Source organism: Bacillus sp. BSL6 (assembly GCF_052928345.1).
Genome location: NZ_JAVGCW010000003.1, coordinates 335,510 through 353,998 on the forward strand (window position 1 = coordinate 335,510; position 18,489 = coordinate 353,998).

Here is an 18,489-nt window from a genome sequence, read left to right on the forward strand (position 1 = left end):
TACTTTTAACTATAGTTATGGAATGATTAGGTGAAAATAGAATGAATGAAACTTTCCAGCAATGTAGAAAGGTAAATAGTAAAATTAAGCATTCGAGTAGGAGTATAGCGTGATAACATGTTACAATACAGCTAAGAACATGCAATAAAGGAGAGTTATTTACGTGAAGATTAAAGCAATTGAACCGACGCCAAGTCCAAATACAATGAAAGTTATTTTGAATGAAGTATTACCATCAGGAGCACGTAATAATTATACAAATGAAAATAAAGAACAAGCGCCAATTCAAGTGCAAGAAATTTTGAAAATTGAAGGCATTAAAGGTGTATATCATGTAGCTGACTTTTTAGCAGTGGAGCGAAATGCAAAGTATGACTGGAAAGTGTTATTACAGCAAGTTCGTGCTGTTTTTGGCGAAGAAGTAGTAGAAGAAAGTGAAGAACAACAACTTGCTCATTTTGGAGAAGTGAAAGTATTTGTTCAAATGTTCTTTACTATCCCAATGCAAGTAAAGTTAACAGATGGAACGACGGAAGAACGTGTTGGTTTACCTGACCGTTTTAAAGAATCAATTATGAAAGTGCAAATGTCTGCACCAAACGTTGTAAAAGAACGTAAATGGGTGGAACAAAGTACACGTTACGGTAATTTTGAAGAAATCGGGAAAGAAGTAGTAGAAGAGATTGTTGCTGCTTATCCGGAAGAACGTGTAAATGAAACGGTTAAAGAATTATTAAATCAGGCAGGTGCTGTTGAAGTAACGATTCAAAAGCGTGAGCCATATAAAGTAACAGAAGAGATGATGAAAGATGCTGACTGGAAAAAACGTTTTGCAGCTTTAGAACAAATGGATCCTACTGAAGAAGATATTCCAGTGTTGAAGATGGCGTTAGATGATGAAAAAGTTTCAATCCGTCGTTTAGCAACAGCATATTTAGGTATGGTAAAAGGTGATGAAGTATTACCGTTATTATATAAAGCACTATTAGATCGTTCAGTAAGTGTACGTCGTACAGCAGGTGATTGCTTATCAGACGTAGGTGACCCAGCAGCGATGTTCGTTATGATTAAATCTCTGAAAGATCCAAGTAAATTAGTACGCTGGCGTGCAGCGATGTTCTTATTTGAACTTGGAGATGAAAGTGCGATTCCAGCATTAAAAGCAGCGCAAGATGATCCAGAGTTTGAAGTAGCAATGCAAGCACGTCTAGCGTTAGAGCGTATTGAAGGCGGAGAAGAAGCAAAAGGTTCTGTATGGAAACAAATGACGGAGTCTCGTAAAGGGGAATAATGTATGATTGTTTTCTATGATAGTTGGTGTCCGATGTGTACGGCGGTTGCAGAACGTACGAAGAAATTAGATAAAAAGGGTAAGGTGAAATTTGTTTCATTTCGAGATGAAGATGTAGTTGAGAAGTATGAACTTTCTCAAGAACTACAAAGTAAGATGGAACAAAGATTGTATATTTTAAAAAATAATAAGTGGTATGACGGCATTCATAGCATATATGTATTAGCAAAGGCCGTTCCATCTTATTGGTTTGCCGTACCTTTTATAAAGCTATCTATCGTACTTGGTTTTGGAAGTAAAGTATACGATTATATCGCTAACAATAGAAAACTTGTCCCAGTTGGACATTGCCGCGAAGGGATTTGTGAAATCCCTACAAAAAAATGAAATCATCGTTATCTTTCTTTTGCACCTATTAATAGAGCGTGATATGATGAATTTGGAATGAAAGTTGAAGGAGAGATTACAAGATGTCAAATGCTTATGAAGAATACATGCGCCAAATGGTAATCCCAATGCGCCAAGAGTTAGTGCGTTCTGGGTTTGAAGAGTTAACTACAGAAGAAGCTGTAACAGAATTTATGGAAAACGTAACAGGTACAACTTTAGTAGTTGTAAACTCTGTTTGTGGTTGTGCAGCTGGTTTAGCACGTCCATCAGCAGGTCAAGCGGTTGTTCGTGCTGAAAAACAACCTGATCATCTTGTAACTGTATTCGCAGGTCAAGATAAAGATGCTACTGCAAAAATGCGTGAATACTTCGGAGAAATTCCTCCATCTTCACCATCTATGGCATTATTAAAAGGAAAAGAAGTTGTTCACTTCATTCACCGTCATGAAATTGAAGGTGCAACTATGGACGAAATTATTACGAATTTAGAACAAGCTTTCGAAAAGAATTGCTAAAGAAGGGGGAGAGTAAATCTCCCTCTTTTCTTTATATAGAGGTGAAACAATGATAGTAACAACAGCAGGAAGAACGAACAAAGAAATGACAGCTTATGCAAACAGGGTAGCAGCAGAATTAAATGCTTCTTTCGTTAAACGTAATGACATACCAGTACATAAGCTGCATGAACAGTATGAACAAGATGTACTTGTCGTAGGGAAGAACCGATTAGCTATTTATCCAAAAGGTACGGAAGAATCGTTTTTCTTTCATCCGAACTCAGCGATGTTTCGTGTGAAAAGGTTAATGCGCGGAGAACACGATCCGTTTGTACAAGCCACGCAATTAGAGAGCGGATTGACAGTGTTAGATTGTACGCTCGGGATGGCATCAGATAGTATTGTAGCGAGTTATATTGTTGGGGAAAGCGGAAAAGTAACAGGACTTGAAGGCAATGAGTATATGGCTTATATTATGGAAAATGGTTTGAAAACATGGTCTTCATCCGTTTCTGAAATTGATGAAGCAATGCAACGAATTGATGTAAAGCAAACGGAACATTTCGCATTTTTAAAACAATGTGGAGATAATAGCTATGACGTCGTTTATCTCGATCCGATGTTTGAAGAAACTGTTATAGAATCAGATGGAATTAAAGGATTAAAACACTTCGCTTTGTATCATGATATTACCGACGAAACAATTGCGGAAGCGAAGCGTGTGGCGAAAAAACGTGTCGTTCTGAAAGATCATTTCCGTAGTTCTAGATTTGAAAAACACAATTTTCACGTATACAAAAGAAAAAGTGCTAAGTTTCACTTTGGTGTAATTGACCCTTGCTAATTGTTTGAAAAGATGTATAATAAGCAATAATTAATTAAATGTAATGTCTGTGATGAAGAGAGTAGTCTTTTTTAGAAGGAAAGCGAGCTAGGGAGGGTGTGAGCCTAGTACGGAAGAAAAAGATGAAGCGCACTTTGGAGATGCTTCTTGAACGAATAGTAGAGTAAGCCGAGGCCCCCTGTCCTCGTTATAAACGGGAAAGTGGTTCGTAACGAACAACAAGGGTGGTACCACGGGTTCAAACTCGTCTCTTTTTTAGAGACGAGTTTTTTGTGTTTTAAAAAATAAGGAGGTTAAATTATGGATTATAAAATGCATTTTGCGGAAAGTTTATCTAATATTTTCACGAATGAATTAACGCAAAAACAAATTTTAGATTTAATTGAATCACCGAAACAAGATGAATTTGGAGATGCAGCGTTCCCATGCTTTTCATTAGCGAAGCAATATAAAAAAGCACCGGCTATTATTGCAAAGGAAGTTGCACAGAAATTAAGCGATCCATTTTTTACGAAAGTAGAAGCCGTTGGTCCTTATGTAAATGTATTTTTTAATCGTGAAACGATAAGTGATACAGTATTAAAAACGATTTTAGCGGAGAAAGAAGAGTACGGTAAAAATCATTTTGGATATGAAAAAACGGTCGTTATCGATTATTCCTCTCCTAATATCGCAAAGCCATTTTCAATGGGGCATTTACGTTCTACAATGATTGGAAATTCATTGAAACATATCGCTGAAAAATGTGGCTATGAAGTTGTAGGGATTAATTATATTGGAGACTGGGGAACACAGTTTGGAAAGTTAATTACCGCTTATAAAAAATGGGGAAATGAAGCAGTAGTGAAAGAGGATCCAATACGTGAACTATTTAAGTTATATGTTCAATTCCATGAAGAGGTAAAAGACGACGAAGAATTAGCAGAAGAAGGACGCGCTTGGTTTAAGAAATTAGAAGAAGGTGATGAAGAAGCAGTTGAGCTTTGGAATTGGTTCCGCCACGAATCCTTAAAAGAATTTTCTCGTATTTATGAACTTCTCGGTGTGGAATTTACTAATTTTCAAGGAGAAGCTTTTTATAATAATTTAATGGAAGACTTTATTGGGATTTTAGAGGAACATGATTTACTTGAAGAGTCAGAAGGTGCATTAATCGTTAATTTAGAAGAAGAGGGCATGCCGCCTTGCTTAATTAGAAAATCAGATGGTGCGACGATTTACGCAACGCGTGACTTAACGGCAGCTCTATATCGTCAAAACACATTTGGTTTTGATAAAGCGTTATACGTAGTTGGCCCAGAACAAAGTTTACACTTCAATCAATTCTTCACTGTATTAAAAAAGCTCGGCTACAATTGGGTTGATGGCATGGAACATGTACCGTTTGGTTTCATTTTAAAAGATGGTAAGAAAATGTCCACACGTAAAGGAAGAGTTATTTTACTAGAAGAAGTACTTGAGGAAGCAATCGAACTTGCAAAACAAAATATTGAAGAGAAAAATCCAAACTTAAAACAAAAAGAAGAAGTAGCAAAGCAAGTCGGCGCTGGCGCAGTTATCTTCCACGATTTAAAAAATGAGCGTATGCATAATATTGAATTCTCATTAGAAAATATGCTGAAATTTGAAGGGGAAACAGGTCCATATGTACAATACACACATGCACGTGCTTGCTCTATTTTAAGAAAAGAAAGCGTAGAATTTGAAACGTGTACGTTTGCATTAAAAGATGATCATAGCTGGAGCGTTGTAAAATTACTTAATAAATTCCCACAAGTAATTGAAATAGCCTTCAACAAAAATGAACCATCGGTTATTTCGAAATACGTATTAGATGTAGCACAATCGTTTAATAAATACTACGGGAATGTGCGTATATTAGAAGAGAGTGAAGAGAAAGACAGTAGACTGGCGTTAGTGTATGCTGTGACGGTTGTATTAAAAGAGGGGTTACGTTTACTTGGGGTGGAGGCACCTGAGGAGATGTAACATAAAAAGGTGTATGTATCATTACAGATATGTATGCCTTTTTTATTTTGTATAGGAACGGTGTAAGCAGTATTTTCACATTATCAAAACTATATTTGAAGGATTGTTTAAAGCGTAGGAATGTTTTTGTTAAATGGAGAATTGTAATAGGTGTATATTAAAGGAGGCGTTAAACTTGGAAACGTACGATTGGAACAGTAAACTAGCGTATTTAAAGAATACGAGAGATCTATATTACAACGACGATTATGTAAGCTTTTTAGTAAATACAGTTTGGAAGATTGCTAAGCCAGTACATATTGTTGATTTCGGTTGTGGATATGGTTATTTAGGCTTAGTATTAATGCCATTACTTCCAATAGGTTCAAAGTATACAGGCGTTGATAGTGGAGAAACATTACTTGCTGAAGCGAGAGAGTTGTTTCGTTTACTTCCATATGAGACACAATTTCTTGAAGGAGATGCTACAGAAATTGAATTGAACGATACATATGATATAGCAATCTGTCATGCCTTCTTATTACATATGAGTTCACCAAAAACGATGCTACAAAAAATGATGCATTCAGTTAAAAAGGGTGGAAAAATAATCTGTTTTGAACCACATTGGATATCAAATATGTCTTCATACTTTTTAGATGGGGAGAATCAATCGGAATTTATTAGGTTAGGCACTTTGCAGAAGTTATTTGAAAGTGACACACAGAGAAACGGAAAAGATGGAAATATAGGCATGAAAATACCGATATATTTAAGTGAATTAGGCATGAAAAATATTGAATGTAGAGTAAGCGATAAAGTGAACTTTTTAGATTCTAATATGCCCCATAATGGTAAAGCGAAGTTGTATCATTCATTAAAGGAAGAGGGGATTGCGGGGAATCCAGGTGATAAACAGCAATTTATAGGACGTTTAATAGACAGAGGATTAACATATGATGATGCGCTAGCTCAATATGAAGCTGAACTACGATTTTTTAAAGCATTTCATCTATATTCTTCTTTAGTATATGCTCCGAATATGAAAATTACATTTGGTGACGTAGAATGTTGAAAGATAGCTGTGTGTCGAAGTATGTATTTTTTTGTCGATAAGTCGATATTCACCGTATAATCGCTGATATATCTAGAAAATCGCCGATATATTTTAAGAATCGCTGATATATTTGAATTATCGCCGATATAATTTCATGTACTGATTTCAGCTATATAAAAATAAGACCCACATGTTACGTTATTCCATATAATCAAACAAAATACAGAGGGAAACAATCATTTTTACTATATTTTGTTATAAATTTGAATAATATTAAATAATACTATCCATTATAGGAGATTTTAGTTGAATACATACAATATGATGTGTAAAATCTAAGCAAGTAGCAGTATAAATAAATATTCGAGGTGAATACATGCTAGATTTTAAGCAGTTAGATGCTTGTTTGAAAGAAAAGAGATTTATAGAGGGATTACAGGAAATAAATAATGAAATTTCATATATAAAAGAAAAGAATACTTTATCTTATGTGAAGAATTGGCTTGCTAATATTCCTTCACATAAGGAGTTTGATATATTAATTCGCCTTACTGATGAAGGGCTTATGCACCAATACAGTTCATTCCTCATTCGCTACGCTTATAAAAAATTCCTAAATATGAGAACGCTCTCTTTATATTGTGATGAGTTAATTGATGAGCGGAAAATTCTTGAAGCAGAACAGTTGCTAAAAGACGCTTTAGAAGAGAGCAATAAAGAAGAAATAGATGCCGATTTTTTAGCGAAAACATATTTTACGTTAGTAAGATGTCTTTTAGAAATGAAACGAAATGAAGAAGCGCTAATCTATATGCAAAAAGCAGAGGAGTACAGTGAACGTGCCGTGTTTGATAAATGGGGATACGTCTATATGCATACAGGTGAATGGGAGAAAGCAGAAGAACAATTTATAGCTGGTATGCAGCATAAAGATTGTGAAGAGTTATCTACCTATTTATTATCACAGTTATATGCGAATAAGGGAGAACAAAAACGTGCATTACAGCTAATTAATGATGCGATTGTAAAGTTCCCGCAAGTACCATATTTTCATTTTGAAAAGGTAAAATATTTATTAGATTTAGGAAAGTATGAAGAAATGTTAGCGGTAATAGATAACATAAATAATCAGCTTCCTTATCATGCGTATAAAGCTTATTTTGTACATTTACGTGCAGAAGCGCTTTACAAAATGAATAAACTTGTAGATTTACAACAGTTATTACAAGAAGAAAAAAGTTTAAAAGGGTCTTTATATCATAATTTAGCAAAAAATCCAAATGGAAAAAAGGTTCACTTACCAATCGTTCCAATTGTACAAAAGGATAATTATTGCGTACCAACAAGTTTAGAAATGATGTTGCAAATTTGGGGAGAAAAACGTACACAAGATGAAATAGCAGAGTTTATTTTTGATATGACAGGATCGAAGTTTTCAGATACCGTTTCTTATTTAGAAGAATTAGGTTATGAATATCGTTATTTTAAAGGTAATGAAGAGAATTATAAGAGACTGATTGATGAAGGAATTCCTGTTTTATTAAGTATAGATATTGAGCATGCTTCACATGTACAAGTACTATCTGGATATGATGATACATTGCAGGCCTTTTATGTTCAAGATCCGAACTTTATAGAGCCAGTTATTGTGGAATATAGTAAGTTACAAGAAAAATATCGTTATACAGGTTGTTTAGCGATTACGTTTGTTCCAAAAGAAAAGAAGGAACAACTATCATTTTTAAATGAAGAAGAAAATACTTATTTCAAATCAATTTTTTCTTTAACGGATCATTTAGATGAACAAGATAAAGAGGGGATTCATAAGTTAGTACAGTTTTTAAAAGAGACAAGTGATAATCCGAATACGTGGTTATATACGGTTAAGCATTTAGATGTTGAAGTAGATAAAGAATTTATTTTATATTGTATAGAAAAGTTAATGGAGAAATTTCCTAACTCAGATTTTGTTAAATTACATGGTGCACAGTGCTTTATTCGCCTGGAAGAGTTAGAAAAAGCTGGGCACATGCTTGCGAGTGTTGAGAAGAAAAATAGTCGTGCCTTATATCATTTCATAAACGGAAGGTATGCTTTTGAGCAGGAAAGTTATTTAGAAGCAATTTCAAGTTTTCGTTCCTCGTTACAATTAGACGCGGATCAGCCGATTGCTTGGAGTTTCCTTGCGTTATCATATATGTATATCGATCAATCTGAAAAGGCGTTGCAGTTTTCTCGAGTCGCCTTGGAACGTAGCCCTGAACGATTTACTTTAACGAATCACGGGTTAATATTAATAGATTTAGAAAGATATGAAGAAGCGTATGAAATCTTTAATGATTTGTTAAAAGAATATAAAAATGAAGCACATGTATGGTATGAGCGAGCGAGATGTGCGCATCATTTAGGGAAATTATATTTAGCGATAAAAGGGCTTAAAATAGCAATTTATTTGGATAGTAATGCACCATACATTTATACGAAACTTGCAGAAATATACGAATCTGATTTGAAGGATGAGGAAAGTACGAAAGAAATTTTATTAAAAGGTATTGAGAATTGTGACGATAAGGCACCTCTATACGTAAAACTTGGTGATTACCATTTCCAAAATGATAGTCTGGAAGAAGCAGAAACATTGTATACTCGTGCTTTGGAAGAAAATCATGATGATGTTTATTCTCACTTCGGACTTACGCAAGTTTATATGGCAAGAGAACAATATAAGGAAGCGAAAGAATATATTCTCAGTATTGAAAAACAAATTGAAAAGAGCCAAGATTTTCTTATGAATGCAGGAATGGTTTTATGGGATGCTGAAGTTGAACTAGGTGGAAGTGAAGAAGGGTTTAAAGTAGCATTGTCTAAGTTAGAGAGTGGTATAAAGCAGAGCGAATATAATGTAGCAAGTGCGTTAGATGAATATGTGAATCGAATGAAAGGAACCGTATTTGTACAACGAGGAATAGCATTCTTAAGAACGTTACAAAAAGAAAGAAATGACGTAAGTGAATATGGCTGTTATACAGGTATTTTATATGAATCTATCGGACAGTATGGCCAAGCGATGAAAAGATATAATAAGGCGATAGAACAAAAGGAAACGGCATTACCGTATTACCGAATTGGTGAAACACTTATGGCATTAGGACAATTAACGGAAGCAAAACAAGCGTATGAAAGATGTTTAGAGCTTGATGGGAATTTCATTGGTGTACATTTACAGCTTGCAGAAATATACGAAAAAGAAGAAAATCGTTCTAAAGAACAAAGTCATATGGTTCAGGCGATGAAAGAAGAGCCGTTGCATATTAATATGGAATATTTGGCACAGCTTTCAGTAGAGATGAATCTTCAGGAAGAGTTGCTGACTGAACTAGAACAATTAGCAGACGAAGTACCTGAAATATGGCGATTAGATGCGATTGCATACGTGTATGGAGCGATGGATGAAATAGATAAAGAACAAGCGCAGATTGAAGAGGCACTAAGATTAGATGGCGAGCATACAGAAGTTTTATATCATTATGCAAAAGTATTAGTGAAAAATAGAAATGCAAAAGCAATTGAAATTGCAATGAAGGTTATACAAAAAGATGTAAATAATGAACGTATATTTGATGTATATGTAAAAGCGATAGAACAACATAAGAAATGGTCTAACATACGAGATTTTCTTCACATATTAAAAGTGAAAAAGGCAGAAAGAAGTATGGCATTTATGTATGCAGCATCTGCGGTGACGGAAAGATGGATTGAACGTCAACAAAATGAACAGCCAAAGAAATCCATAATTACAAGAGCTTTTTATCGCATGAAAAACCGTGCGAAAGAAATTTCGATTATTACTACAATCATTGATTTATATGAAATCTCATTAAAGTTGAATCAAAAAAATAGTATGGCAGCGCAGCGATTTGCACTATTTTACGAGAATGTGGCGATGTATAAAGAGGCGATAGATGTATTGCAAACATCATTAGAAAGTAAATGGGATTACGATGTAGCGAAGCAACTTGTAAATCTTTTCGTTGAGTGCGAGGAAGAAGGTATGTTAAGAGATGCTATGGAATTAACGAAGCAAATGGTTCGAGAGTTACCAGATGATTACGATACTCTTTTTCTTCAGGCACAAGTATTCTTTAAAGCAGGAGAAGAAAGAAAAGCAGAAAAGATTACCTTACAATTAACGGAGCAAACACCGTTTGTAAGTAGAGCGTTTCTTGCTTTAGGAGAAATATATCAAAGTCAAGAGAGGTTTGAAGAGGCAATTCACGTATTAGAAAATGCCTCTATCCATCATCCGAATGAAACAGCAATTCTTCTTTCTTTAGCATCTTCATATCATGGTGCTGGCCAAACGATAAAGGCAGAAAAAATAACAAATGAAGTAGTAACAATGGATGCGAGTGATTTGTTAGCAAGATATGATCGTGCTTGTTATTTAGCACAGTTAAACAGGAATAAAGAGGCGAAGGAAGAGCTTGAAATTGTACTTCGTGAGGATGAGTCGGGATTTTTCGCTGAACTTATCGAGGATGATGAAAATTTAGCAGCACTGCGAGAATTTGAAAAGTAATTGTATAAGAAAAGGAAAAAAGGATATAAATAAAAATATATTTCGAATTAGTTGACAATTAGTTGCCAAATGCCATAAAATAGCTTTTAACAAAGTATACAAATCTGAAGACGAGAAAGAGTAAAATAGTGTACTGTTCCCCAGAGAGCCGGTATGTTGCTGAAAGCCGGTGTGCAGACGTTATTTGAAAATCATCTCCGAGGAGCCGAGGCTGAAAATGAGTAAGCCCGGACGGATGTCTACCGTTACAAAGAACACGTATGATCGTACGTTGCTAAGTGCTATTAGTGAAGAGCTAATAGAATTAGGGTGGTAACGCGGTTAAACCCGTCCCTACTTTATAGGGACGGGTTTTTTGTGTGCTTTAAAACATAAAAAGGAGTGATTGTAGATGAAGAAAGTAGATGTAAAAGAGTCAGCTGTAGGGAGAGAAACACGTATTCGTAAACAGTGGAACGAGCAAAGTATTTTCGAGCAATCAATTCAGAATCGAGAAGGCGCACAATCTTTTGTGTTTTATGAAGGACCACCAACGGCGAACGGACTACCGCATGTAGGTCATGCACTTGGACGAACAATTAAAGATGTAGTAGCAAGATATAAAACGATGTCTGGTTATAAAGTGTTAAGAAAAGCGGGATGGGATACACACGGTTTACCTGTAGAATTAGGTGTTGAGAAACAACTTGGTATTTCTGGTAAACATGAAATCGAAGAGTATGGAATTGAGCCTTTTATTCAGAAGTGTAAAGAGAGTGTATTCACATATGAGAAGCAGTGGCGTGAATTCACTGAAAGCATCGGTTATTGGGTCGATATGGATGATCCATACGTTACGTTAGAGAATCCATATATCGAAAGTGTATGGCATATTTTAGGGACGATTCATGAAAAAGGTTTATTGTATAAAGGACATAGAGTTTCACCATACTGCCCAAGCTGTCAAACTTCACTAAGTTCACATGAGGTTGCACAAGGGTATAAAACAGTAAAAGATTTAAGTGCAACCGTTAAGTTTAAAGTGAAAGATAGTGAAAATGAATATTTCCTAGGTTGGACAACAACACCTTGGACACTTCCAGCAAATGTCGCGCTCGCTGTACATCCAAATATGGAATACGTGAAAGCGAAACAAGAAGGTCATGTATACATTGTTGCGAAAGAACGTGTACGAGATGTATTAAAAGAAAACTATGAAGTATTATCTGTTCATAAAGGAGAAGAATTAGTAAGCACATCTTATATGCCGCCATTTCCAATGAACGAAGTTACAAATGGCTACCACGTTATCGCAGCAGATTTTGTAACGGCAGATAGTGGTACAGGACTCGTTCATATCGCTCCAGCATATGGGGAGGACGATTATAGAGTCGTTCAAAGTGCAGGGTTGTCATTCTTGCATGTTGTAGATGAGAAAGGTGAGTATACAGAAGCAGTACCATTTTTGAAAGGGAAATTTGTAAAAGATTGTGACGTGGATATCGTTCGTTATTTAGCGAAGGAAGGCTTACTATACCATAAAGAAAAGTATGAACATAGTTACCCACATTGCTGGCGCTGTGATTCACCACTTCTTTATTATGCAGGAGAGAGTTGGTTAATCCGAACAACTGCAATTAAAGATACATTTTTACAAAATAACGATTCTGTTACTTGGTATCCAGACCATATGAAACATGGACGCTTTGGTAAGTTTTTAGAAAATATGGTGGACTGGAATATTAGCCGAAATAGATATTGGGGAACACCATTAAACGTATGGGAATGTGAAAGTTGCGATCATCAATTCGCACCGAAAAGCATTGGTGATTTAAGAAAGCATAGTACGAAAGAAACACCTGAAGATTTAGAATTGCACAAGCCGTATGTAGATGAAGTGCAAGTTAACTGCGAAAAATGCGGAAGTGCGATGAATCGTACACCAGAAGTAATTGATGTTTGGTTTGATAGTGGTTCCATGCCATTTGCGCAATATCATTATCCATTTGAAAATAAAGAGTTATTTGAAGAACAGTTTCCAGCAGATGTAATTGCAGAAGGTATTGATCAAACACGTGGCTGGTTTTATAGTTTATTAGCAGTATCAGCACTATATACAGGAAAAGTGCCTTATAAACGAGTGTTATCACTAGGGCATGTATTAGACGAAGAAGGACAGAAAATGTCTAAAAGTAAAGGGAATGCACTAGATCCAGTTGATTTAGTAAATCAGTTTGGTGCAGATGCTTTAAGATGGGCTCTACTTGTTGATAGTGCTCCGTGGAATGCGAAACGTTTTTCTGAAAGAACAGTACTGGAAGCGAAATCTAAATTTGTAGATACGTTAGTCAATGTGTATAGCTTCTACGTTTTATATGCAAATTTAGATGAGTATAATCCGAATGAAACATATGACGTAAAGCGGACGAAATTGGATGAATGGGTATTATCAAGATTGCATAGTACAACGAAAAAAGTGAGAACAGCACTTGATGATTATCAATTTACGAATGCGGCTCGTGAAATTGCGGCACTTGTAGATGAAGTAAGTAACTGGTACGTAAGACGATCACGTAATCGTTTCTGGGAATCTGGTATGAATGCTGAAAAAGCAGCTGCGTATGAGACACTTCACGAAGTGCTTGTGACAATTAGTAAATTAATCGCACCGTTTACACCGTTTGTCGCTGAAGATATTCATTTGAATTTAACTGAAAGTAGCGTTCATTTAGAGGATTATCCAATTGTAAATGAATCACTACTTCAGCCGAAATTAGAAACAGAGATGGATGCAGTTTTACAAGTTGTTGAACTTGGAAGAAGTAACCGTAATCAGCATTCTTTAAAAGTAAAACAGCCGTTAGCGGAACTTGTACTACTTGAGCATAATGAAAGTGATATGGACTGGGAATCTTATCGTGATATCGTCATGGATGAGTTAAATGTGAAGGCGTTCCATGTTGAACTCGATGAAACGAAATACACATCATATCAATTAAAGCTGAACTTTAAAACGGCAGGACCGAAGTTTGGTAAGAATGTAAATGCAGTAAATGGCTGGTTAAAACAATTATCACAAGACGAGGTACAAAACTTTGTCTCTACAGAAAGAGCGGTTTACGAAGCAGCATCAGGAGAAGAAGTAGTTGTAACGACTGAAGATGTATTAGTAGAGAAAGTTGCGAAATCTGGATTCTCTAATACAACTAACGGACAATATACAGTTATGTTAGATACGAATGTAACGGAAGAATTGTTACAAGAAGGAGTAGCACGTGAGTTTATTCGCGCCGTTCAAGAATATCGTAAGCAGTTGAATTTACCAGTAAATTTACGAGTGGATGTTATTCTTGATACAGAGGAAGAGCTACAGCAAACGTTAACGAATCATAAAGAGTTGTTGGAAGAAAACTTACTCGTTAAACAATTTACATTTGGTCACTTAACGAATGAAGACGATGAACTTTCTTTAGGTGAGACAAAAGTCCGCATTAAATTAAGTTCAGCTAATTAAAGAAAAGGAAGTTGGAATGATTCCAACTTCCTTTTTGTGTGCTGGAAATGTATCCGGTTATTTTCCGCATAATCCATTCGATAGAACCTCTAGCACATATCTTATCAAAAACAATACTGTAGAAGTATATTTCTACAGTATTGTTTTCACTTTACACATAAATATTGAGAAACTTTCACTCACCCTAAATGGAAAGGTAATAGAATTGTTTATAGAGAATTAAACGTAGATTCAATTTTTATCCATCCATTTTGTAAAGAATGATTGCCTAGTGGGAATGGGAAAAGGTTGAGCTACTTTATTAGGGGGAGTGGTTCTATGTTTAATAAAAAAATGGTGGCAATGGCGATGACTGTGCCATTAGTAATGGGAACGCTTTCTACTGTTTCTGCAGTAGAGACAAAGAAACAAGTAAAGGTGGAAGCTTATTCGCCACAGAAAAAAGCTATTGAATATTTAAAAGGGAATGCCAATCAGTACGGATTAAAGCCAGACCTTTCAGACTTACAATATATTTCTACAACAGAAACGTCAGTAGCTTCATATGTTAGGTTCCAACAAGTGGTTAATGGTGCACCTGTATTTTCAAAACAAATAACAGTTACTCTTAACGGAGAGGGAAAGGGAGTACTTGCTGTTTCTGATTATCAATCTGTTAAAGGTGTGAAGGAAGTAACGACAAAAATTAGTGAAAAAGATGCAATACAAAAATCAATGGCGTATGTTGGAGAAGCAAGTGAGCAAAACTTATGGGCTCCTACAGAGAAAGAATTCGGATATATTGTGGAAGAAGGAATTGCTCGTCCAGTATATAAAGTTGTAGTCCATTCTAATAATCCGTTTGGTGCATGGGAAACATTTATTGATGCAGAAAATGGGAAGTTAATTAAAAAAGTTGATATAAACCGTAAAGCAGAAGGATCAGGAAAAGTATTTTTACCTAATCCAGTCGTATCTAGCGGTAGTAAAGTAGGTTTAAAAGATAACAATGATGCAGATTCAACAGCATTAACGAACCAATTAAAGACTGTTACGTTAAAAGGTTTAGATGGGACAGGATTTTTAATTGGAGAGTATGTAACGATTTCTTCAAAAGCAAAAACGAAATCTACAAACTTACAATTTAACTATACACGTGCAAATGATAGCTTTGAAGATGTGATGTCGTATTATCATATCGATACTTTACAACGTTACATTCAAAGTCTAGGTTTTAAAAATATTAATAATCGCTCTATTAAAGTGAATGTGAATGGAACAACGGCGGACAACTCGTTTTATTCTCCGACAACGAAAGCTTTAACATTTGGTACTGGTGGAGTAGATGATGCAGAAGATGCTGGTATTATCGCACATGAATATGGACATTCAATTCAAGATAACCAAGTTCCTGGCTTCGGTAGTTCTGCAGAAGGTGGAGCGATGGGAGAAGGGTTTGGTGATTTCTTAGGTGCTACGTATGAAGATGCAGTATCGACAACAGGCTACGGAAAAGCATGTGTTGGAGAATGGGATGCGACTGCTTATTCTAGTTCAGATCCGACGTGCTTACGCCGATTAGATAATAATAAAGTGTATCCGAAAGATATTACGAATGAAGTACATGATGATGGAGAAATTTGGGCTCAAGGACAATATGAGATGGCGCAAGCATTTGGTCGTGATGTAGCAACGAAAATTATTTTACAATCGCACTGGTCGTTAACACCAAACTCTAAATTCAGTGATGGAGCAAAAGCAATTAAGCAAGCGGATGCTCTTTTATATGGCGGACAACATGCCACTGATATCGATCGTATTTGGGCAGCGAGAGGAATTAGTACGAATTAATATAAAAAGTCGTGGCATGTATAAGCCACGACTTTTTAATTTGCTTTAGAACTGGTACTAGTAAAGTAAGCTATATAGATGATAATGTGAATTTATTCGCATTCCATTTATCCCGCTTTAACGAGCAGTAAGACCCCCACCTCAAAATTCAGCGGAAGCAAAGAAGTTAGGTGGGGGATCAACTGTCCGTAAAAGTCCGATTGGTTCAACTAATAATCAGTGGGGGATGAACAAAACCCCCACTGATTAAAGTTTCACTTTATTTTTTTTCATCTTTAAAAACAAAATGCTCTTTAAATTTTCTAGACTCCACTTTTTGACCATTTCTCATGGAGCGGAAAGGGTGTTCTTGCCATGTAATGATTACATCAACTTCATCTGCTTTTGTAGCAAGTGGAAAATTAGCATGTTCAAATCCGGTTTTTCCACTTGCTAAACGACTTTCCTTTAGGGAGAAGAGTTCATATTTCGTTTTTGTTTTTGGCTCGTTGCGGAATACTTCGACTTGTACGTTATATACTTCACTGTTTCCAACATTTTTTACTGAAAATTGATATGTTTGAAATTCATCTTTTTTAGCTTGAAGCTTTTTTTTGTTTACTTTTTTCGGTTCATCAATATTCACTTGCCATTGATCAGAGTTTTGAGAGATAGGTAAAGATTTTGGTGAATAGGCGTACGTTTCATTCACTACAATTAAGCATAACAAAAGAAGAAAGAAACTAATCGCTTTTTTCATATTAACACCTCACTATAAAATTTTTATTAATATGCGTAAATCAAACGGTAAATATGTAATTAAATGGAAAATAGGTGATGCTATGATTCAAATGAATTTGAAAAAACTTGAAGAGGTAGTAAATGGAGAAGGATTACAAGAATCGTTTCATCTTATAGAGATGCATGGTGTCTGCATAGATTCCAAAAACATGAAAGAAGGAAATGTATTTGTTCCAATCATTAGGGTGAAAGATGGGCATGAGTATGTGAAAGAAGCAATGGATAATGGAGCTGTCGCTTCCTTATGGAAAAAGTCTTACGGTACTCCGCCAAAAGGGATTCCAATTATATTTGTAGATGACACTTTGTTTGCTTTGCAACAATTGGCACAATTTTATCGAAGCGAGATAAATGTAAAAGTGATCGGAATTACTGGTAGTAATGGCAAGACTACCGTAAAAGATATAATAGGAGGCATTTTAAGTTCAACTTATAGAGTGCATAAAACAAAAGGTAATTTTAATAGTCAAATCGGTTTGCCGTTAACAATTTTAGAAATGGAACGAAATACTGAGTTCTTAATACTTGAAATGGGAATGAGTGAAAAAGGACAAATTCGAAATTTATCACGAATCGCACAGCCAGATGTAGCGATTATTACAATGATTGGACAGTCACATCTAGAGACGCTTGGATCAAGAGAAAAGATTGCGAAGGCTAAATTTGAAATTATAGACGGATTAAATGACGATGGACTGTTCCTATATAATGGCGACGAGCCATTACTTTCTCAAAATATTAATATGCTAGGTATAGAAAGTAAGTCATTTGGTGGAAAGTATACAAATGATTTGTTTCCAACGAACGTACAATTAGATGAATATGGTGTTCATTTTAAATTAAATCATACAAAAATACAGTACGATGTTCCCTTACATGGAGAACATAATATTTTTAATACGATTGTCGGAATCGCTGTAGGTCAATTTTACAAAGTCCCTATAGAAAAAATACAAGAAGCATTGCAGCAAATAAATATTACACAAATGCGCTTTCAGTTTTTAACCGCTAAAACAGGTTTTACAATTATTAACGATGCATGGAATGCCAGTCCTTCCTCCATGAAGGCTGCAATTGAAACGTTACAGAAGTTAAATGCCTATAAGAAAAAAATGATAGTGATTGGGGATATGTTGAAGTTAGGGAAGAAAGGTGAAACATATCATAGAGAAATTGGTAAAATGTTAAATGAGGAGAGCATTCAATATGTATTTACGTATGGAGAGTTAGCTAAAATTGTAGCGGAAGAAGCAAGAAAGAACTATCATGCAGGAAAAGTACAATCATTTGATAATAAAGCCGAGATAGCAGAGGAAGTATTAAAAATTATAACGCAAAATGATGTTGTATTATTAAAAGGCTCACGTGGAATGGCTTTAGAGGAGATTGTACAAAAGTGGATTTGAAAAATCAAAATATATTTAAAAAGACTTGCGTTTTATAAAACAAAGAGATAGAATACTCTGTAAATATAAAAAGTGATGATCAGGAAAAGTACATGATGCAAAGGTCTACAGAGAGCAATCGGTTGCTGAGAAGATTGCGATACCGCATGATGGAAAGACACCTGTGAGTGTTGCTTTGAACGTGATAATTAGTAAAAGCAAACGGTACCTACCGTTATCAGGGCTAAGATGGTCATTATGACAATTTGGGTGGTACCGCGGAAAAATCCGTCCCTATTTATAGGGGCGGATTTTTGTATTCTTTGAAGGGAGGTGAGTGACCGTGGATGATGACGATGACAACAATAATAACGT

Annotated in this window: 11 protein-coding genes and 3 other annotated features; of the genes, 10 read left to right on the forward strand and 1 reads right to left on the reverse strand. The window is 35.5% G+C overall.

Annotated elements, in window-relative coordinates; genetic code table 11:
- Nucleotides 1-163 precede the first annotated feature (163 nt).
- The 9 genes from RCJ96_RS12740 (at nt 164) to RCJ96_RS12780 (ending at nt 15,949) form a co-directional block, all read left to right on the forward strand.
- Nucleotides 164-1,291 (forward strand): conserved virulence factor C family protein, encoded by a 1,128-nt coding sequence (locus RCJ96_RS12740; RefSeq protein ID WP_416503773.1) that lies wholly within the window; start codon nt 164-166, stop codon nt 1,289-1,291.
- 3 nt (nt 1,292-1,294) lie between these two features.
- On the forward strand, nt 1,295-1,678 hold the full coding sequence (locus tag RCJ96_RS12745; RefSeq protein WP_270794912.1) for a thiol-disulfide oxidoreductase DCC family protein: 384 nt from the start codon (nt 1,295-1,297) through the stop codon (nt 1,676-1,678).
- Nucleotides 1,679-1,761: 83 nt separating this feature from the next.
- Entirely contained in the window at nt 1,762-2,196 is a 435-nt protein-coding gene (locus RCJ96_RS12750) for a BrxA/BrxB family bacilliredoxin (protein ID WP_000063713.1), read from the forward strand.
- A 49-nt stretch (nt 2,197-2,245) separates the two neighbouring features.
- Entirely contained in the window at nt 2,246-3,022 is a 777-nt protein-coding gene (locus RCJ96_RS12755) for a class I SAM-dependent methyltransferase (protein ID WP_446699794.1), read from the forward strand.
- 40 nt (nt 3,023-3,062) lie between these two features.
- Nucleotides 3,063-3,277 (forward strand) — a binding site (T-box leader).
- A gap of 45 nt (nt 3,278-3,322) precedes the next feature.
- Complete coding sequence (argS, locus tag RCJ96_RS12760; RefSeq protein WP_416503774.1) at nt 3,323-5,011, forward strand: arginine--tRNA ligase; 1,689 nt, start codon at nt 3,323-3,325, stop codon at nt 5,009-5,011.
- A gap of 175 nt (nt 5,012-5,186) precedes the next feature.
- The gene (locus RCJ96_RS12765; RefSeq protein ID WP_416503776.1) at nt 5,187-6,065 is read left to right on the forward strand and encodes a class I SAM-dependent methyltransferase; all 879 of its coding nucleotides are present in this window, start codon (nt 5,187-5,189) and stop codon (nt 6,063-6,065) included.
- A gap of 358 nt (nt 6,066-6,423) precedes the next feature.
- Nucleotides 6,424-10,626, forward strand: coding sequence for a tetratricopeptide repeat protein (locus tag RCJ96_RS12770; protein WP_446699795.1), 4,203 nt, complete (start codon nt 6,424-6,426; stop codon nt 10,624-10,626).
- 98 nt (nt 10,627-10,724) lie between these two features.
- Nucleotides 10,725-10,964 (forward strand) — a binding site (T-box leader).
- Between the two features lie 53 nt (nt 10,965-11,017).
- Nucleotides 11,018-14,119 (forward strand): isoleucine--tRNA ligase, encoded by a 3,102-nt coding sequence (gene ileS / locus RCJ96_RS12775; RefSeq protein WP_416503778.1) that lies wholly within the window; start codon nt 11,018-11,020, stop codon nt 14,117-14,119.
- Nucleotides 14,120-14,437: 318 nt separating this feature from the next.
- Nucleotides 14,438-15,949: a M36 family metallopeptidase gene (locus tag RCJ96_RS12780; RefSeq protein ID WP_416503779.1), complete on the forward strand. Its 1,512-nt coding sequence runs from the start codon at nt 14,438-14,440 to the stop codon at nt 15,947-15,949.
- A 259-nt stretch (nt 15,950-16,208) separates the two neighbouring features.
- On the opposite strand, the gene RCJ96_RS12785 is transcribed toward RCJ96_RS12780, so the two are convergent.
- Complete coding sequence (locus RCJ96_RS12785) at nt 16,209-16,688, reverse strand: hypothetical protein (RefSeq protein ID WP_074607833.1); 480 nt, start codon at nt 16,686-16,688, stop codon at nt 16,209-16,211.
- 82 nt (nt 16,689-16,770) lie between these two features.
- Here RCJ96_RS12785 and RCJ96_RS12790 point away from each other — a divergent pair, with 82 nt between their 5' ends.
- On the forward strand, nt 16,771-18,135 hold the full coding sequence (locus tag RCJ96_RS12790) for a UDP-N-acetylmuramoyl-tripeptide--D-alanyl-D-alanine ligase (RefSeq protein WP_416503781.1): 1,365 nt from the start codon (nt 16,771-16,773) through the stop codon (nt 18,133-18,135).
- 66 nt (nt 18,136-18,201) lie between these two features.
- Nucleotides 18,202-18,413, forward strand: a binding site (T-box leader).
- Nucleotides 18,414-18,489 lie beyond the last annotated feature (76 nt).